General features: G+C 69.3%; 13 protein-coding genes and 2 pseudogenes. 6 read left to right on the plus strand and 9 right to left on the minus strand.

Going from position 1 to position 16,614, the window contains the following annotated elements; genetic code table 11:
• Positions 1-15: 15 nt before the first annotated feature.
• From QEG98_RS36805 to thiL, 3 genes are read right to left on the minus strand one after another with little or no spacing between them, the layout of a single operon-like run.
• Positions 16-732, minus strand: coding sequence for an MmcQ/YjbR family DNA-binding protein (locus QEG98_RS36805; RefSeq protein WP_316564644.1), 717 nt, complete (start codon positions 730-732; stop codon positions 16-18).
• Positions 729-2,114, minus strand: a complete 1,386-nt coding sequence (locus QEG98_RS36810; RefSeq protein ID WP_090488042.1) for a methyl-accepting chemotaxis protein — start codon at positions 2,112-2,114, stop codon at positions 729-731. The genes QEG98_RS36805 and QEG98_RS36810 overlap by 4 nt, the downstream gene beginning before the upstream one ends.
• A 56-nt stretch (positions 2,115-2,170) precedes the next feature.
• Positions 2,171-3,118 carry a thiamine-phosphate kinase gene (thiL, locus tag QEG98_RS36815; RefSeq protein WP_316564645.1) on the minus strand — a complete coding sequence of 316 codons (948 nt, stop codon included), beginning with the start codon at positions 3,116-3,118 and terminating at the stop codon, positions 2,171-2,173.
• Between the two features lie 129 nt (positions 3,119-3,247).
• On the opposite strand from thiL, the gene QEG98_RS36820 reads away from it, so the two are divergent.
• Positions 3,248-4,777: a hypothetical protein gene (locus tag QEG98_RS36820; RefSeq protein WP_316564646.1), complete on the plus strand. Its 1,530-nt coding sequence runs from the start codon at positions 3,248-3,250 to the stop codon at positions 4,775-4,777.
• 24 nt (positions 4,778-4,801) lie between these two features.
• Here the strand turns inward: QEG98_RS36820 and QEG98_RS36825 are convergent, their stop codons facing one another.
• The 5 genes and pseudogenes from QEG98_RS36825 to QEG98_RS36845 form a co-directional block, all read right to left on the minus strand.
• A complete protein-coding gene (locus tag QEG98_RS36825; RefSeq protein WP_316564647.1) occupies positions 4,802-6,055 on the minus strand; it encodes a di-heme oxidoredictase family protein in 1,254 nt (417 codons plus the stop codon).
• A 239-nt stretch (positions 6,056-6,294) separates the two neighbouring features.
• Positions 6,295-7,125: a hypothetical protein gene (locus QEG98_RS36830; protein WP_316564648.1), complete on the minus strand. Its 831-nt coding sequence runs from the start codon at positions 7,123-7,125 to the stop codon at positions 6,295-6,297.
• Between the two features lie 143 nt (positions 7,126-7,268).
• Positions 7,269-7,856, minus strand: coding sequence for an NYN domain-containing protein (locus QEG98_RS36835; RefSeq protein ID WP_011556626.1), 588 nt, complete (start codon positions 7,854-7,856; stop codon positions 7,269-7,271).
• Positions 7,857-7,926: 70 nt separating this feature from the next.
• Positions 7,927-9,435: an ATP-binding protein gene (locus QEG98_RS36840; protein WP_316564649.1), complete on the minus strand. Its 1,509-nt coding sequence runs from the start codon at positions 9,433-9,435 to the stop codon at positions 7,927-7,929.
• Positions 9,432-10,150 (minus strand): annotated as a pseudogene (locus tag QEG98_RS36845) (GTP-binding protein). The gene QEG98_RS36840 and the pseudogene QEG98_RS36845 overlap by 4 nt, the downstream one beginning before the upstream one ends.
• A 288-nt stretch (positions 10,151-10,438) precedes the next feature.
• Here QEG98_RS36845 and QEG98_RS36850 point away from each other — a divergent pair.
• From QEG98_RS36850 to QEG98_RS36870, 5 genes and pseudogenes are all read left to right on the plus strand, one after another.
• Positions 10,439-10,975, plus strand: a complete 537-nt coding sequence (locus QEG98_RS36850) for a GNAT family N-acetyltransferase (protein WP_011556629.1) — start codon at positions 10,439-10,441, stop codon at positions 10,973-10,975.
• Positions 10,976-11,227: 252 nt separating this feature from the next.
• A pseudogene (locus tag QEG98_RS36855) lies at positions 11,228-12,918 on the plus strand (type IV pilus twitching motility protein PilT).
• Between the two features lies 1 nt (position 12,919).
• On the plus strand, positions 12,920-14,029 hold the full coding sequence (locus QEG98_RS36860) for a type IV pilus twitching motility protein PilT (protein WP_316564650.1): 1,110 nt from the start codon (positions 12,920-12,922) through the stop codon (positions 14,027-14,029).
• Between the two features lie 36 nt (positions 14,030-14,065).
• The gene (locus QEG98_RS36865; protein WP_316564651.1) at positions 14,066-14,455 is read left to right on the plus strand and encodes a VOC family protein; all 390 of its coding nucleotides are present in this window, start codon (positions 14,066-14,068) and stop codon (positions 14,453-14,455) included.
• Between the two features lie 63 nt (positions 14,456-14,518).
• Positions 14,519-15,082 (plus strand): regulatory protein RecX, encoded by a 564-nt coding sequence (locus QEG98_RS36870; RefSeq protein ID WP_090488022.1) that lies wholly within the window; start codon positions 14,519-14,521, stop codon positions 15,080-15,082.
• A 32-nt stretch (positions 15,083-15,114) separates the two neighbouring features.
• Here the strand turns inward: QEG98_RS36870 and QEG98_RS36875 are convergent, their stop codons facing one another.
• Complete coding sequence (locus QEG98_RS36875) at positions 15,115-16,572, minus strand: S28 family serine protease (RefSeq protein WP_316564652.1); 1,458 nt, start codon at positions 16,570-16,572, stop codon at positions 15,115-15,117.
• Between the last annotated feature and the right edge of the window lie 42 nt (positions 16,573-16,614).

Here is a 16,614-nt window from a genome sequence, read left to right on the forward strand (position 1 = left end):
GACCGGCCCGATTCGCTACCGCTTCGACCGGGACGAACCCGCCGCGCCCCGCTTCGCCGTGGACGTCTGCTTCGCGCCGACCCGCCTGGTGGGACCTTCGCGCGCCGGGGCCGGCTTCGCCACGGATTTCTTCCCGCCCGCCGCCGCCTTGCCCGGTGCGGGCTTCTTTCCGGCCGCTGACGTCCGGGCCACGGCCCGCCCCGCCGCCACGCCCCGCTTCGCCGCCCCGCCCTTCCCAACACCGGCCTCCGGCTTCGCCGCCGCGGACGTCCTTGCAGGGGCCGCGGGCTTCGCCGCTGACTTCGCCTTCCGTGCCGCCGGCTTCGCCTTCGGAGCCAGCGCCGCGCCCGGAGCCATCAGCGCCTTGAGCACCTTCTGCGGCGCCACGGCGCGGAAGCTCTCGTGAATCCACTGGGCCAGCAGCCCGATGGGGACCTCGCTGCCCGGCTTGAAGTGGGAGGACACCCAGCCGCTCTTGCCCAGGCCGTAGCCGGTGGGCGCGGTGAAGGGCAGCGTGAGCGCGGCCTCGTTGGACTCCGGGAGCTTGGTGGTGACCCCCAGCCCGTCGTTGTCCAGCACGAGGATGGCGAACATCTTCCCCTTCACCTTGGCCGTGCGGTGGCCCCAGGGGAACTCCTCGGTGACCTCGGGGAGCGCGAGCATCACCTCGCGCAGATGGTCCTCCGCGGCCTTCAGCTTCGCGTCGACGTTGTCCGAGGGCGTCTGGCTCATGGCCCCAGGCGGAAGCTGCGCACGACGCTCTGCAGCTCGACGGAGAGGTTGGTCAGCTCACTGGCCAGCGACGTCATGCGGGACACGGCGGCGGTCTGCTCCTGGATGACGGCCTGGATGGCCTCGGTGGAGGAGGCGTTGTTGCGCGCCACCAGCTTGATTTCCTCGATGGCCGTCACCATCTCCTCGCTGCCCTTGAGCTGCTCGCGGGCGCTCTCGGAGATGAGGTGCACCTTCTCGGAGCCCTTGCGGATGGTGTCGGTGATGGCGCCCATGGAGCGCACGATGTTGGTCAGGTCCTCACGGCCCTCGGCCAGCTCCGCGATGCCTTCCTTCATGGCGCTCACGACGGAGGTGGACTGCCCGGAGATGTCGCGCGCCAGCTTGGAGATCTGCTCGGCGGAGCGGCCCGCGCTCTCGGCCAGCTTGCGCACTTCATCGGCCACCACCGCGAAGCCGCGGCCGTACTCACCCGCGCGCGCCGCCTCGATGGTCGCGTTGAGCGCCAGCAGGTTCGTCTGCTGCGCCACCTGCGTAATCGCGTCGACGATCTTCGAGATTTCCTGCGTCTTCTCGCCGAAGGCGAACACCTGCTGGCTGGCGGACTCGATGCGGTTGAAGACCTTCTTCACCTTGTCGCCGGCCAGCCGCGCCGCCTTGGAGCCGTCCTCCGCCGCGCTGCTCGTCTCCGCCGTCGTCCGCGCCGCGTCCTCGGCGCTGGCCGTGGTGCGCTGGATGCTGCCGGCCATCTCGGTGATGACCTTGGACGCCTTCGACACCAGCTGCGACTGGGACTCGGCGCCGCCGGCAATCTTCTCCATCGACGAGCCCACCTCCTCGGTGGAGCCGTTGACGTTCTCCGCCGAGCGCTGGAGGTCGATGGCCGTGTCGGCCACGCTCTTGGCCGTCTCTTGAATCTTGCCCACCAGCTCGCGCAGGTTCTCCTGCATGCGGGTGATGGCGCCCGTCAGCTCGTCAATCTCGTCGCGCTTGCTGCCGCCCTCGGCGGCCACCGGCTTGGACAGGTCGCCCTGCGAGATTTCGTATGCGGAGCGGCTGAGCACCTTCACGCGGGTGACGCGCGCCAGCCACGAAGGCAGCAGCGCGGCGGCGGCCCCGGTGATGATGATGGCGACGCCGATGCGCACAGCGTCCTTCCCCCCCGCGCTGAGCGCGGGGAAGACGAAGCTGATGAGGCCGTCCGACGCGTACATCCACCCCGTCAGCGCCAGCCCCATCAAGACGTAGCCGTTGAGAATCTTCCGGTGAAGGGAGACCTCGCGGGTCGCGCGAGGTCCGTCCACGGCGCGCAGCAGTCGCTGCAGGGGCTCGCGGCGGGGAGTGTGTCCGGGGACTGTGTCGTCGCGGAGGGGACGGCGCACGGGTTGCTTTCGGGGGATGAGAAGCGTCTCGGGTTTAGCCTTGCTGCTCCGCAGGGTCAATCCATCGCCCGAGGTCGGAAGTGGTCGAACCCCTCTGGCAGTGGGAGAACGCGGCCTGTCCTGTCCCGGCTCACCCACCCGCGCCCCTCTGTGAAGTGGCCGATGCGGGTGATGGCGTGCCCTCCTCTAGCGCACGCGCGCTCGAATGCCCGGCTGCGTCCCGGAGGAACGGCCAGCAGCAACTCATAGTCCTCGCCCCCCGCCAGCGCGCCTTCGGGCCCCAGGGCCTTGCGCACCGCCGCCGACAGCGGCAGTCGCTCCACCTCCAGCTCCGCGCGGACACCCGAGGCGGTGCAGAGATGACCCAGGTCTTGTGCAAGTCCGTCGGAAACATCCAGCGCGGCGGATGCATGGCGCGAGGCGAGCAGGCCCAGCGCCACGCGAGGCTCGGGGCGGCGCTGACGGCGCACGGCGGCGCCCCGGCGCAGCCCCGCACGAAGGTGCTCCAGGCCCAGGCGCGCATCGCCCAACGTGCCGGAGACATAGAGGAGGTCCCCGGGCCGGGCCCCCGCGCGGGTGAGGGGCGCGCGTGACAGCTCGCCCGCCGCGGTGATGGTGACGGACAGCTCGCGCGCGGAGGTGAAGTTGCCACCCACCAGGGCAATCCGGTGCGCGGTGGCCAGCGCGGCCATGCCTCGCGCCAGGCCCGTGAGCTCCCGCAGGGGATAGTCCTTCGGCAGCGCGAGCGCGCAGACGAACCAGCGCGGCGTGGCCCCCATGGACGCCAGGTCCGACAGGTTCACCGCCAGCGCCTTGTGGCCGATGTCCGCGGGAGAGAACGCGGCGCGCGTGAAGTGCACGTCCTCCACCACCGCGTCCGTGGTGACGCACTGCGCACCAACGGAAGGGGGCAGCACCGCGCAGTCGTCCCCGGGCCCCACGGGCACGCGCGCGGCCGGGAAGTGCGCGAGGAACCGGCGGATGAAATCGAACTCACCAGACATGGACGTACATGTAAGACCAGACGGCCTGTCCGGGCAACGACGCTTTTTGGAACCTTGGGCAGACGCAACTTTTTCCCACCAATCCAAGACAACATAAAGATTGGGACTTCCATCTCCTGGGGGAATTTCATGTCGAAGATTGGCGAGCGGCTGCCTTTCGTTTCCACGTCCAAAACCCAGACGAGCCCCACGGGCCAAAAGGACGTCACTGCCCAGCAGTGGGTGGACCTGCTCGGCTCCGTGCTTCCAACGCAGAGCGTGACGAAAGCAGCCCCCGCGAGCACCTTCGCCGCGCAGGCCCCGGGGACTCCGGGCACCCCGCAGCCCCCCTTCGGCAAGGAGATTCTCCCCTCCGCCCTGGGCCCGCTCAGGGATGAGCGCTTGGCGGAATGCATTGCCGAAGCATACCGGAATGTCTTCAAAGGCGAGCGCTGGGCGAGCGGGCCCGAGCGCTCCAAGTGGCTGGACTTCGCGCGGGAGCTCCGCAACAAGAACCCCGAAATCACCGCCGAGGAGGTCCGCTTCGCCATCCAAGACAAGCTGCGCTTGGAGCGGGACGGACTGGACGCCCATTCGCCGGCGAACACCGACAGGTTCATCTCCGAGGCCCTCGCGTGGGTCCACCAGTGCTACGACGACAAGGCGCCCCCTCCCACGGAGGCGGACATGCAGCACTGGCGCGCCTTCGCCGCCGACCTGATGAGCAAGAATCCGAAGACGACCCCGGAGGAGCTCAAGTACGCCATCATCGACGCCGTCCGGGGGAAGGTGCTGGGGACGGACGCGGTGACGCCGGAGAACATCGACAAGTTCATCCAGGACGCCGTCAAGTGGGTCACCCAGTGCTACGAGGACAAGGAGCGCAAGGCCACGCCCGCGGAGCTGAAGGAGTGGCGCGCCTTCGCCCAGGAGCAGTTGAAGAAGGACCCGGAAATCTCGCCGGAGCACCTCAAGTACGCCATCACCGACGCCGTGCGCGCGAAGATGACGGGGACCGGTGAGGCGACGCCGCTGAACATCGACAAGTTCATCGAGGCCGGCGTCAAGTGGGTCACCCAGTGCTACGAGGGCCAGGAGCGCAAGCCCACCGCCGGGGAACTGGCACACTGGCGCGACTTCGCCCGAAAGCACCAGAAGGCGAACCCGGACATCACGCCGGAGGCGCTCAAGTTCGCCATCCAGGACGCCATCCGCGTGAAGGCGACGGGCATGGACGGCACGGGCACCACCAACACCGACAAGTTCATCCAGGACGCCGTCAAGTGGGTGTCCTTCTGCTACGAGGGACAGGAGCGCGACGCCACGCCCGAGGAGATGCGGCGCTGGCGCGCCTTCGCCAACGAGAAGAAGAAGGAGAACAAGGACATCTCCCCGGAGGAGCTCAAGTTCGCCATCCAGGACGCGATGCGCAACGAGAAGATGGGGACGGACGCCCCCGCCAGCAATCGCATCGAAGACCACATCCGGGCGGCCTACGGCTGGCTCATCTACCTCAACGAGGCCGGGCCCTCGCAACCGTCGAGCGAGCCAACGCCCAACGAACTGCACGAATGGAAGAAGTTCGCCGAAAAGAAGCTGAAGGAAACGCCTGAGATGACGAGCGAGGAGCTCCGGTACTACATCCTGGACAGCCTCCGCACCGCCATGGCCAACAGCTGACGGCGGCGCCCCCTGCGCTCGCGTTCAGAGCGAGCGCAGGAAGGCCACCAATGCCTCACGCTCCGCCTTGCCCAAGGCCTTGAAGCGCTCGCGGGCACGAGCGCCTTCGCCGCCATGCCACAGGATGGCCTCCTCGAAGCTGCGCGCGCGCCCGTCGTGAAGCATCCGCACCTGACGGTTCACCGTCTCCAGCAGCCCCAGGCCCCACAAGGGCGGCGTCCTCCACTCGGTGCCGCTCGCCTCTCCGTCAGGGCGGCCGTCCGCCAGCTCCGGCCCCATGTCGTGCAGCAGCAGGTCCGTGTACGGACGGATGCGTTGGTTGGACAGCTCGGGGACGTCCTCGACCGTGCCCGTGGTGAACTCCCGCTGGTGGCACGCCGCGCAGCCCGCCTGCTGGAAGAGGACCTGTCCCTTCATCACGGTGGGCTCGAACACGTCACGCCGCGCGGGCACGCCGATGAGCCGCAGGTACAGCGTCGTCCGCTCCAGGACGTGGCGCGACAACGCGGGGCCCCTGGCGGCCACTCGCGTCATGCAGCCTGCCTGCTTCGCCGTGCAGTTGCTCTCCGGATAGAGCGGTGACGTCAGTCCCAGGTCCTCGGAGAAGGCGCTGGCGACCTGTTGCTCCAGCGTGGGCTGATTGGCCTTCCACCCGAAGCGGCCCAGCTCCGCCTTGCCGGAGTGGACGCTGACCACGCGGTTCGGACGGCCCGAGACGCCGTCCCCATCGCGGTCATCCGCGTCCGCCAGGGCGTGGATGGCTTCATCCGGGATGGCCGCCAGCAGCCCCAGGCCGAAGAGCTGGGAGGGGATGCGCGGCGAGAGCATCACATCGGGCGCCAGCTTCCCATAGCCCAGTTGGTTGATGCGGTAGCGCGGCTGGCGCAGCGTGTACGGCGTCCCGTCCGCGTACATCCCCTTCACGTCCGTATAGGAGACCTGGACCGTGCCCTCGGCCGGGACGTCCGCGGTCCCACGGTCATTGAGCTGCACGCCGTAGACGGGCTCGTGACGCCCCGCGGGCGCGTCCTTCGCGGGCACGCTCAACCGGACGAGCAGCGGCGCCTCCGGCCCCACGTCGGGCAGCGGGCGGCCCCGGCCATCCTTGAAGTGACACGAACCACACCCGGCGGCGTTCGTCAGCGGGCCCGCCAGCCCTTCTTCATGCGCGGCCCAGTCCCGCATGAACAACACCTTGCCTTCGCGCATCTGGTACCAGCGCGTGGGCGCCAGGTTTCCCAGCGCGCGGCCATAGGCATTGTGCGAGACGTCAAACACCGTGGTGCCGCCCCCGCCAGGGCCTCGTCGTCCGGGCGCCCGGGCACCTCCGAGACGGCCGCGCCCGGCGCGGGGGCGTCGGTCTCCTGCCTGGGTGCTCCCGCCGTGAGCAGCAGGGCCGTCAACCACCACGATGCCTTCATGGGACGCTCTTCGGAGAGAGGATTTGGAACGGGAAAGACAACGGCCCGGAGCAGGCTCCCCCCCTGAGCCCGCTCCAGGCCGAAACGACGCGATGACTACTTGCCGGCGGGGACCAGGGACTCGCCAGTGATGACCGTCGAGCGCGCGGTGGTCTGCAGGTCGATGCGGTTGAAGTTGAGGTACGGGTAGTTGGACGGGCCCGAGATCTCCTCCTGCAACACAATCTGGTCAGCCCGGACAATCTGGCCGTTCGGCAGCCGGACCCCCGGCTCCGCGACGGTGTACTGCCACAGGCAGGCGCTGCTGAGCTGAGCGCTCGCGAAGCCTACGGTGAGGGGGCACAGCGTGTTGCAGTAGTTGCAGTTGGAGTAGCCGTTCGCGTAGCAGGCCGACTCACACTGGGCATACGTCTGGGTGCGCGGGCGGCAGTTCGGCGTCCAACCCGGGTTGGGGACCATGATGCCCACGGCGCCCGTGTCACCGCTGCTGATGCCACCCACGGCGGCCTGGAGCCGGCCGTTGTAGTACGCGAGCACGGAGTAGGTGGTCGCGTCACCGGAGCCGGTGAACGTCGCGGAGTACGAGGTGGACTCCCGCGACGAGCTGACGGTGGACGTGCTGACCGGCACATCCTCGGCGTAGGCGGTGAAGAAGTTGCGCTGCGCGCCGTCCGACTGGGTCTCCGCCGTCCAGGCCGCCGCGGGCGGCGTGTGGATGGCGACGCCGGCCTTACCGGAGGGCTCCTTCTCCTGGCTGTCGATGCGAACGCCCTTCTCCGAACCACTCACCTTGACGGCGCCAAGGCCACAGTGCTGGAGCCCCTGGAACTCCACACAATCGTCAGCGGCGTGGGCCTGGCTGAGCGGAAGAGCGAGCGAGAAGACGGCGGCCCAGAGGGCGGTTCCAACGCGACGAGACGAACGCATGAAGGCTCCTGACGACCCAGGGGGAATCCCTGAGCTCAGGAGAAGCGACTTCAAGCGTCATGCCATGTTTTACCGCACTCTCAGAATACACCGGGCTGTGACAGGAATCACCACAGCCCTGGCGGGTCATGTGACTGCCATTGCTACAAGAACAGCCCCGGGTCGAACTCGTCCACGTTGACAGGGAGCATGCGCGGCAGGGGCCGGTTGAACACCTTGGCGTTCAACTCCAAATCCAGAATCTTGAGCCCGGAGGGGACGAGCTCCCGGAAGCGCTGGCTGACGTATTCACGCAGGCCGAGCACGGCCACCTGGCGCTTCTCCTCCAGCATGGGCTTGAGCGCGTCCGCGAAGTCCGCGCCGTCATGGCTGGCGAGCACCACCGCCGCGCCGGGGCGCTGGGTGCGGATGTTCTCCAGCAGCTTCAGGATGCCCAGGTCCACCACCTTCTGGTCGGGGCGGCCGTAGAGCAGGGCCACGTCGCAGCCGGCGGACTTGAGCGCGCGCACGAAGCCAATCATGACGTCCGGCAGCTGCTCTCCGCGGGCGTTGAGCACCACCACGCAGCGCACGGGCGCCGGGAAGTTCGTCTCACAGAAGGACACGAGCCGGTCGAACTGGACGCGGTCCTGGGACTCGGGCTTGCGCCCCACCACGTTGGACACAGCCCAGTCGATGTTCTCGGCGTCGATGAGTACGTAGGAGGAGGCGGGGGGGCGTCCGGAGAGCATGCGCGCGAGGATACGCGGGAGCCCTTCCGGCCGGGGAACTCAGTTCAGTCCCCCGGTGCGTCAGGTCGCGTCAGAAGCGGTCGTGTCCGCTGGGCGACGGCGTGGGCGCCAGCGCGGAGAAGCCGCCGTGCTCCGACAGCGGCGGCTGGAGCGGCAGCACCACGGTGAAGCGAGAGCCCCGGCCGAACTCGCTCTCCACGGACACACGGCCGCCGTGGCCTTCCACCAGGCTCTTCACGATGGCCAGTCCCAGCCCCGCGCCGCCGTGCTCGCGCGTGGAGCTGCCGTCCACCTGGTAGAAGCTCTGGAAGATGTTCTCGAACTGGTCCTCGCGGATGCCCATGCCGGTGTCTTCCACGCTCACGCGGTAGCCCGGCGCGGCCAGCTCCTTCTGCGCGGTGGCCTCCGACATCACCACCGACACCCGGCCCCCGGACGAGGTGAATTTCACCGCGTTGGCGAGCAGGTTCACCACCACCTGGCGCAGCTTGTCCGCGTCCGCGGCCAGGCGCGGCTGAGGCAACGGCGGCAGGCGCACCTCCAGCTCCACGCCCTTGCGCTGCGCCTGGGGCGCCACGCTGGACACCGCCGTCTGGATGACGCTGCCCAGGTCCACGGGGCCCATCACCAGGCGCAGCCGTCCGGCTTCAATCTGGCTCAGGTCCAGGATGGAGGAGATGAGGTTGAGCAGCGACTCGCCCTTCTCCACGATGGTGCGCACGTAGAGCAGCTGCTCCGGGTTGAGCGCGCCGGCCAGGCCCTCAGCCAGCATCTCCGAGTAGCCGATGATGGAAGCCAGCGGCGTGCGCAGCTCGTGGCTCACCGTGCCCAGGAAGGTGGACTTCAGCCGGTCCAGCTCCTTCAGGCGGGTGTTGGCCTGCGCCAGCCGGGCGTTGTTCGCCTCCAAATCCCGGTGCGTCTCCAGCATCGCCTCGATGTGGAGCTGCGTCGCCAGGAAGGCGCGCTGCCCGCTGGCCACCAGCGCGGCGAGCACCTGCCCGAAGTGCACCAGCACCTGCGCGGCGGTGCGTTCGGGCACGCGCCGCACGCGGGCCACCAGTTCGTGCGCGCGCGACAGGTCCACCCCGGAGATGTCCGTCAGCGACGGCGGGAAGTCCGCCAGCTCCTCCGGCGTGAAGGGGCCCAGGATGACGCGGCCCAGCTCGTCGCCCTCCCAGCGCACCGGCATCACCAGGTAGCGCAGGCCGGTGAAGCACGGCAGCGCGATGATGCCCGCCGCCTCCGAGCCATCACCGCGCGCGGGCCGGGCGCCCTGCACCAGGGCCACCGGTCCGTCCTTCACGCGGGCCACCGTGGCGGTGCAGCGCGAGCGGCCCTCCGGGAAGCCGAACACGTACGAGCAGAAGTCGCCGTGGCCCACCTTCACGTCGGCCAGCTTGTCGCCCGCGGTGTCCATCACCTTGATGCCCACGCGGTACAGTTCGCTGAAGCTCCGCACCACCTCCACGAAGGAGGGAAGGTCCAGCATGTCCGCCAGCGACAGCCTCCGCTGGAGCACGGACTCACGGCGCGAGGCGCCGACGCCGTCCGACGCCCCGTTGCCCGACGCGCCGTTCATCGCCCGTCTCCGCTGCGCGCTTCACCCGCCGCGCGCCCGTACATGGAGGCCAACGCCGTGCCCGTGAGGTCCATGCGCCGGAAGATCTGGCCCAGGAACTCCGCCTCCGTCAGGCCCAGGTTGCGCGCCGGTGGGCGCGCAAGTCGAGCCGCCGGTAGGCGGCCTGCGCCACCGCGTGGAAGGTCTCCAGCACGCCTTCGCCCCGCAGCGCCACCGCGCCCACCACCGCCTCGCCGCCACGCCGGCGCGACTCCTCGATTTCGGCATCCGTGCGCGCGTCCGGCAGGTCCTTCTTGTTGAACTGGATGACCACCGGGACCTGGCTGGGGTCCAGGTTGTTCTCCTTCATGTTCTCCTGGAGGTTGCGCCAGTAGGCGTTGTTGTCCGCCGTGGCGCCGCGGCGGCTGTCCGCGATGAAGACCACCGCGTCCGCGCCCTGCAGGACGATGCGCCGGGTGGCGTTGTGGATGACCTGGCCCGGCACGGTGAAGAGCTTCACCTTCACCTTGAAGCCGGAGGACGTGGAGAAGAAGACGGGCAGCAGGTCGAAGAAGAGCGTGCGGTCGTCGTGAGTCTCCACGGTCAGCAACCGCCCCCGCACCTCCGGGGACGCTTTCGCGTGGAGATGACGCAGATTCGTCGTCTTCCCGCTGAGGCCGGGCCCGTAGTAGACGATCTTGAGCGTCAGCTCTCGCTGGGCATGGTTGAGTTGCAAGGTGGGGCTCTGGCTGACGGTCGAGCGGAGGAGTTTGACGCCTTCGCGCCCGACTGCGGGTTTTATAGTGGGAAGCGGTCCGACACGGAAGGCCGGCAGGGTGCCAGGCGTGGAGGCGATGCTCATCCTTGGAATGGGCTGAACGCATGGCCGGTTCGACGAAATCCGGCTCCTCACCAGCGGAGAGGAGGGCCTCTCCTCACTTCATGGGACAATGTGCGCGGAATCACCGCGTGCACCGGTGCCGCCGGAGCGGTTAGGATCGCAACTCGACGGAGGAGCAAGGCGATGACGATGAAGCAGGTGGACGCAGGCGTGGAGGTGGCCCCAGCACCGATACTGGATGTGGCTGGCCTCCCCAACGACCTGATGGCGGCGGTGAAGTTCGGCCTGCCCACCGACGAAGACATGACGGCGGTGGCGGACCTGCGCGCCGGCTCTGAGCCCTGGAAGAGCCGGGGTGAGACGCAGGAGGACAGCCTCAAGGCCCTGACGCAGCTCAAGCCCTTCATCCATGTGGCGAAGCTGCAAAGCCAGCTTGTCGGCTATGTCACGGTGGAGCGGGACGGCCCGGTTCCGGGCGCGGCGTACCTGCGCAACATCGTGGTGAAGCCCGAGCTGCGCCGCAAGGGCCTGGGCAACATCCTGCTGGAGCAGGCGCTGAAGGCGGCCCGGGACATGTACCGGAAGACCATCGCCCTGCGGGTGGATCCGTCCAACTCGCCCGCGGTGAGCTTCTACCGGAAGGAAGGCTTCACCACGGTGGCCACGGTGGTCTCCAAGAAGTCCGGGAAGCTTCGCCTCCTGATGTCCCGCGAGCTCTAGACTCCACGGGACGTAATGCCGCCGGGCGGGGGGCCCTCCTCCCGCCTGCTGCTCCGAGCGGGCCCCTGGTGGGTCCCGGAGCTCCCTCCCCCCGCATTCCAGGTGACAGTCTCCGTCAGGCACGGACGATTTCCGTCTGTCCGGAAGCAGGCGGGCAATCCTGGGACAAGGGGTGGCCGGATTCCGCGCGATGTCGTCTATCCTGCGGCTCCCCCGCGCCCGCGCGCTGTCGCGGCTGAGCCGACATCCCGCATGAAATCGCTCGCAGAACTGTTGCGGCACCTGTCGCGTCCGGGTGTCACCGAGTTGACCCTGGCCACCGGCCGTCCGCCGATGATCCGCGGCGCCAATGGCTATGAGCCGGTAGACCCCACCACCGCCACGGCCGAGGACATCACTCGCGCTCTGCAGGCCATGGTGGGCGTGGCCCGGGCCTCCACCGTCACGGAGACGCCGGTCCAGTGGACCGTCAACGCCACCGGCCTGGGCTCGCTGTCCATCGCCGCCATGCGGCGAGGGGACCTCATCCACCTGCGCCTCAGCCGGGCCGCCGACGCGGGGGCCGCCGCCCAGGCCGCCACCGCGCGTCCCGCGGCGCCCGCGTCCGCGCAGCCCGCGCGTCCCGCCGCCCCAGCGCCCGTGCAGGCCGCGGCACCGTCCTACCGGACGCCCGAGCCCGCCCCTGCTCCGGCATACCGCACGCCCGAGCCCGCTGCGTCGCAGCCCTACCGCACGCCCGAGCCCGCGGCGGCCCGTCCGGTGGCCGCGCCGGCCCGGACCTTCACGGGCGCGGGGCGCGAGCTGGCCGTGTTGCTGGAGGAAGGCCGTCGGGGCCGGCCAGCGACGTGCACATCATCGCGGAGCGCCCGCCCCTCTTCCGCTTCGCGGGCGAGCTGATGGCGCAGGGCCCGGTGCTGGACGCGACGACGGTGGAGAAGCTGCTGCTGCCGGTGGTGCCGGAGCGGCTGAGGCCGGTGCTGGAGCGCGAGGGCAGCTGTGACTTCTCCCTGGAGACGCCGGAGATGGGGCGCTTCCGGGTCAACGTCAGCCGCCAGCGCACCGGCCTCAAGGGCACCTTCCGGCTGATTGCGCGGGACGTGCCCACGCTGGAGTCGCTGGGCCTGCCCGCGGACATCGCCAAGGCCACGCACCACCACCAGGGACTCATCGTCATCACCGGCCCGTCCGGCCACGGAAAGACGAGCACGCTGGCGGCGCTCGTGGACCTCATCAACCGCGAGACGTCCCACCACGTGCTCACCGTGGAGGACCCGGTGGAGTTCGTCCACCCGCGCAAGCGCGCGCTCATCAGCCAGCGCGAGGTGGGCTCGCACACCAAGACGTTCGCCAGCGCGCTGAAGGGCAGCCTGCGTGAAGACCCGGACGTCATCGTGGTGGGCGAGCTGCGCGACACGGAGACGGTGCGCATGGCGCTGTCCGCCGCCGAGACGGGCCACCTGCTCATCAGCACCATGAACACGCCGAGCGCGGCGAAGACCATCGACCGGCTCATCGACCTCTTCCCGCCGGGGGACCAGCAGCAGGTGCGCCTGTCGCTGTCCAGCGGCCTGCGGCTCATCGTCAGCCAGCGGCTGATGCCAAGCGCGGACGGCAAGGGGCTGGTGGCCGCGGCGGAGGTGCTGCCGGGCTCGGTGTCGCTGGGCAACCTCATCCGCGACAACAAGACGTTCCAGATTCCCTCGCTCCAGCAGCGCGGCAAGAGCCTGGGCATCATCCGCTTCGAGGACTCGCTGGCGGACCTGGTGCGCGCCGGGAAGGTGAAGCTGGAGGTCGCCAAGGGCTTCGCGGACAACCCGGACGAGCTGGAGGCGGTGGTGACGGGCAAGCGGTCCGGCGCCACCGTGGCCGCGCCGGAGACGCAGCAGGATAGCGCGAGGCTGCTCAGCAAGATGGGCTCGCTGATGGGAAGGAAGGGCTCCTGAGATGACGACGCCCCGTCTGGCCGTCCTGTTCGATGCGCTGCTGGAGCAGAAGGGCAGCGACCTGCACCTGGGCATCGGCTACCCGCCCATGGGCCGCATCCGCGGCGAGCTGGTGCCGCTGCGCGAGCAGCCCCTCACCGCGCCGGAGATGCAGGCGCTGCTCTTCGAAATCTGCTCGCCGGAGCAGCAGCGGCAGATTGTCGAGGACCTGGACCTGGACTTCGCCTACAGCTACGGGACGAAGGCCCGCTTCCGCGCCAACTACTTCAACAAGATGACGGGCCTTGCGGCCGTCTTCCGCACCATCCCCAGCAAGGTGCTGTCACTGGAGGACCTGAAGACGCCGGAGGTGGTGCGCAAGCTGTCGGAGCGCCGCAGCGGGCTGGTGCTCGTCACCGGCCCCACGGGCAGCGGCAAGTCCACCACGCTGGCCGCGATGATCAACTACATCAACAAGACGCGACCCGCGCACGTGCTCACCATCGAAGACCCGGTGGAGTTCGTGCACGAGTCCATGCGGGCGCAGGTGACGCACCGGGAGGTGGGGCCGCACGCGTCCAGCTTCGCCACCGCCATCCGTTCCGCGGGCCGCGAGGACCCCAACGTCATCCTCATTGGCGAGCTCCGCACCAACGAGACGATGAAGCTGGCGCTCCAGCTGGCGAGCTTCGGCGTGCTGGTGTTCGCCACGGTGCACACCAACAGCGCGCCGGCCACCATCGACCGCATCATCAACGCCTTCCCCGCGGACGAGCAGCAGCAGGTGCGCGGCATGCTGGCGGAGAGCCTGGCGGGCATCGTCGCCCAGCAGCTCATCAAGACGGCGGACGGCAAGGGCCGCGTGGCCGCGCTGGAAATCCTGGTGGGCGGGCCCGCCATCGCCTCCATGATTCGCGAGGGCAAGGTGTTCCAGATTGCCTCGAAGATGCAGGCGGGCCAGGGCCAAGGCATGCAGACGCTGGACATGCACCTGGAGCGGCTGGTGAAGGACGACGTGATTACGCCCGAGGCCGCGCTGGAGAAGGCCCAGGACAAGGAGAACCTGGCCAAGGTCATCTCCCGCCTCAAGCCGGACTGGCAGGTGCCGGAGTCCCTGAAGTCGCTGGGCTAGCGCGCCACGGGCATTTCGAAGGACAGGAACACGGACATGAAGAAGCCAGCGGTGGGGAGCGTGGGTTGGATGGACCTCACGGTGAAGGACGCCGTGGCGGTGAGGGACTTTTACAAGGACGTGGCGGGCTGGTCCGCCACCGGCCTGGACATGGGCGGCTACGAGGACTTCGTCATGATGCCCCCGGGCGGCGGCGAGACGCCCGTCGGCGGCATTTGCCACGCGCGCGGGCCGAACGAGGACCAGCCCACCGGCTGGATCATCTACATCATCGTGGCGAACCTGGAGCACAGTCTGGAGCGCGTCACCGCGATGGGCGGCCGCGTGCGCGGGAAGATTCGTAGCGCCGGCCCCTCGGGCCGCTTCTGCCTCATCGAGGACCCGTCCGGCACGATGTCCGCGCTCTTCGAGCAGGCAGGCGACTGACGGCTCGCACGCGCTTGGCGTTCCTTCCGGGTGTCGGACCTGGGTGGTAGACCCAGGCCCGTGATGGATGAGGCGCGGGGAGGACCCGACAAAAAGAAGGAGCGCGGTCCGAAGCGGCCCCGGAAGGTGTCCCCCACCTACCTGGAGAACGCGGCGCTGCACTACCTGAAGCGTTACGCGGCGACGAAGAGCCAGTTGCAGCGCGTGCTGCTGCGCCGGGTGGACCGCTCCATCAAGTTCCACGGTGGTGAGCGCGGCGAGGCGCTGGCCTGGGTGGAGGCGCTGGTCGCCAAGCTGGTGCGAAACGGCCTGCTCAACGACGAAGCCTATGCCCAGATGAAGGCGCACTCACTGCGCGCCTCGGGCCGCAGCACGCGGGTGATTGCCCAGAAGCTGCGCCTCAAGGGCGTCCCCGCGGAAGTCGTGGCGAAGAAGGTCGCCGACGCCACCCACGAGGTGTCCGAGGAAGATGCCGCGCGAATCTGGGCACGGAAGAAGCGGCTGGGTCCCTTCCGCACGCAGCCCGGCACCCGGGAGGAGAATCGGAAGCGGGACCTGGCCGCGCTGGCCCGGGCGGGCTTCTCCTTCGGCATCGCGAAGAAGGTCATCGACTCCAGCCCGGCCTGAGCCGGTCCGGTGAAACAGCGGCGGCCCGCCCGCTACCGGGCGCGGTAGGCCTTCATGCGCGCGTCGCTCGACTCGCGGCGCCGCAGGGCATCCATCCCCGTCGGGAGCTGCACCGGGGCGTCCGCCCACTCCGACAGGCGCCCGAGCAGGAAGCTCCGCTGCGGCTCCGGCAGCGCGCTCAGCGTGCCGAAGAAGCCGATGCTGTCATCGGCGATGACGCGGTACGCGTCGTTGCCCGTCGTGGTGCTGAAGGCGCTGGCGGACCACGGGCTCAGGTCTCCATAGACGAGCAGCACCCGCTTGGCCTCGAAGCGGGTCCACGCCTCCAGCAGGCCCACCGTCCACGGCTCGTACTGCTTGCGCACGCCCGTGGGCGGGAAGCGCGTGGGGAGGTGCTCACCGGCGTAGCGCAGCAACGGCCGCAGGTGAACCTCCGGGTACCCCGGGCCGCCCAGCTGCGTGGCGCCCTGGTAGTAGAGCGGCGCCGACTCCTCCAGCGCCTGGTCGGAGAAGGTGAACTCCAGCGTGGAGACGTAGCTGAAGAAGGCGAAGAGCTCCTCCGCGCTCGCCTCCGGCGAGGGCAGCCCTTCACACGTCCCCGCCATGCCGTAGTACTGCCAGAAGATGAAGGGCACCTCGATGACGGCGAACTCGAAGGCGCGGTCCTTCCCCAGCGTGTTGAAGGTGAAGCCCTGGGCGTCGTAGCCATCCATGAAGGGCAGCAGCTCGTCGCGGCGGGTCAGCGCGGCGTACTGGAGGGACGCGAGTTGCTGGCGGCAGGCCGCGTCGCCCACCTTGGTGAGGATGAAGCGCCCGTGTCGCGCGTCATGGAGGCCCCGGTTGTGCTGCGCCGAATAGGTCACCGTGGCGTGGACGTCGTTCGGGAAATAGAAGCGGTGGGCCAGGGCGGCGGTGCCGCCCTTGAAGACGCCGGTGGACAGCCAGCGCCCGCCGTACAGCGGCTTGAAGGCTTCGACGAGCCGGTGGGCATCCGCGGCCGCCTGCCACATCGTCAGCTTCCGCCAGTCCATGTCGGCCGGCTTGGACGCGCCGTAGAAGCGGTGCTCCACGGTGAGCTGGTTGCCCTGGAGCAGGTCCGTGGGCTCGGCGGGGATGGGCTCCTCGAAGATGGCGGTGCCTTCCGTGTCCAGCACCATGGGCGCCGTCTCCGAGCGGTGCATCAGCGTCACCCGCTGCTGGAAGCGCGTGCCCCAGGGACGCAGGTGGTCCACGGGCTGCTCGTAGTCCATCGTGAAGAAGCGGAAGCCGTTGACCTCGACGTCGGTCAGCACCGTGAGGCCGGCGATGGACTCCAGCCGGGTGCGGAGGTCCACGCTCGACAGGTCCACGGAGACGGACGGGGGCGGCGCGGTCCCCTGCTCCAGCGACTCCAGTCCCTCCGTCGTCGAGCCGCCACAGCCGAGCACCCATGCGCCGAGCAGGCCGCCCACCGCGAACCCCGCCCAGTTCCGCTTCAGCCCGCTTCGCATGGTGTCGTCCCTCAGGTGTCCGTTGAAGCCCGCGAAGATAGC

The organism is Myxococcus sp. MxC21-1 (assembly GCF_032612255.1).
GTDB lineage: Bacteria > Myxococcota > Myxococcia > Myxococcales > Myxococcaceae > Myxococcus > Myxococcus virescens.

Bases quoted from the DNA above. Each gene is read 5' to 3' on its own strand.
- QEG98_RS36875 (WP_316564652.1), bottom strand. From the start codon at position 16,572: ATGCGAAGCGGGCTGAAGCGGAACTGGGCGGGGTTCGCGGTGGGCGGC.
- QEG98_RS36835 (WP_011556626.1), bottom strand. From the start codon at position 7,856: ATGCTCTCCGGACGCCCCCCCGCCTCCTCCTACGTACTCATCGACGCC.
- QEG98_RS36850 (WP_011556629.1), top strand. From the start codon at position 10,439: ATGACGATGAAGCAGGTGGACGCAGGCGTGGAGGTGGCCCCAGCACCG.
- QEG98_RS36860 (WP_316564650.1), top strand. From the start codon at position 12,920: ATGACGACGCCCCGTCTGGCCGTCCTGTTCGATGCGCTGCTGGAGCAG.
- QEG98_RS36805 (WP_316564644.1), bottom strand. From the start codon at position 732: ATGAGCCAGACGCCCTCGGACAACGTCGACGCGAAGCTGAAGGCCGCG.
- QEG98_RS36820 (WP_316564646.1), top strand. From the start codon at position 3,248: ATGTCGAAGATTGGCGAGCGGCTGCCTTTCGTTTCCACGTCCAAAACC.
- QEG98_RS36865 (WP_316564651.1), top strand. From the start codon at position 14,066: ATGAAGAAGCCAGCGGTGGGGAGCGTGGGTTGGATGGACCTCACGGTG.
- QEG98_RS36840 (WP_316564649.1), bottom strand. From the start codon at position 9,435: ATGAACGGCGCGTCGGGCAACGGGGCGTCGGACGGCGTCGGCGCCTCG.
- thiL (WP_316564645.1), bottom strand. From the start codon at position 3,118: ATGTCTGGTGAGTTCGATTTCATCCGCCGGTTCCTCGCGCACTTCCCG.
- QEG98_RS36870 (WP_090488022.1), top strand. From the start codon at position 14,519: ATGGATGAGGCGCGGGGAGGACCCGACAAAAAGAAGGAGCGCGGTCCG.
- QEG98_RS36830 (WP_316564648.1), bottom strand. From the start codon at position 7,125: ATGCGTTCGTCTCGTCGCGTTGGAACCGCCCTCTGGGCCGCCGTCTTC.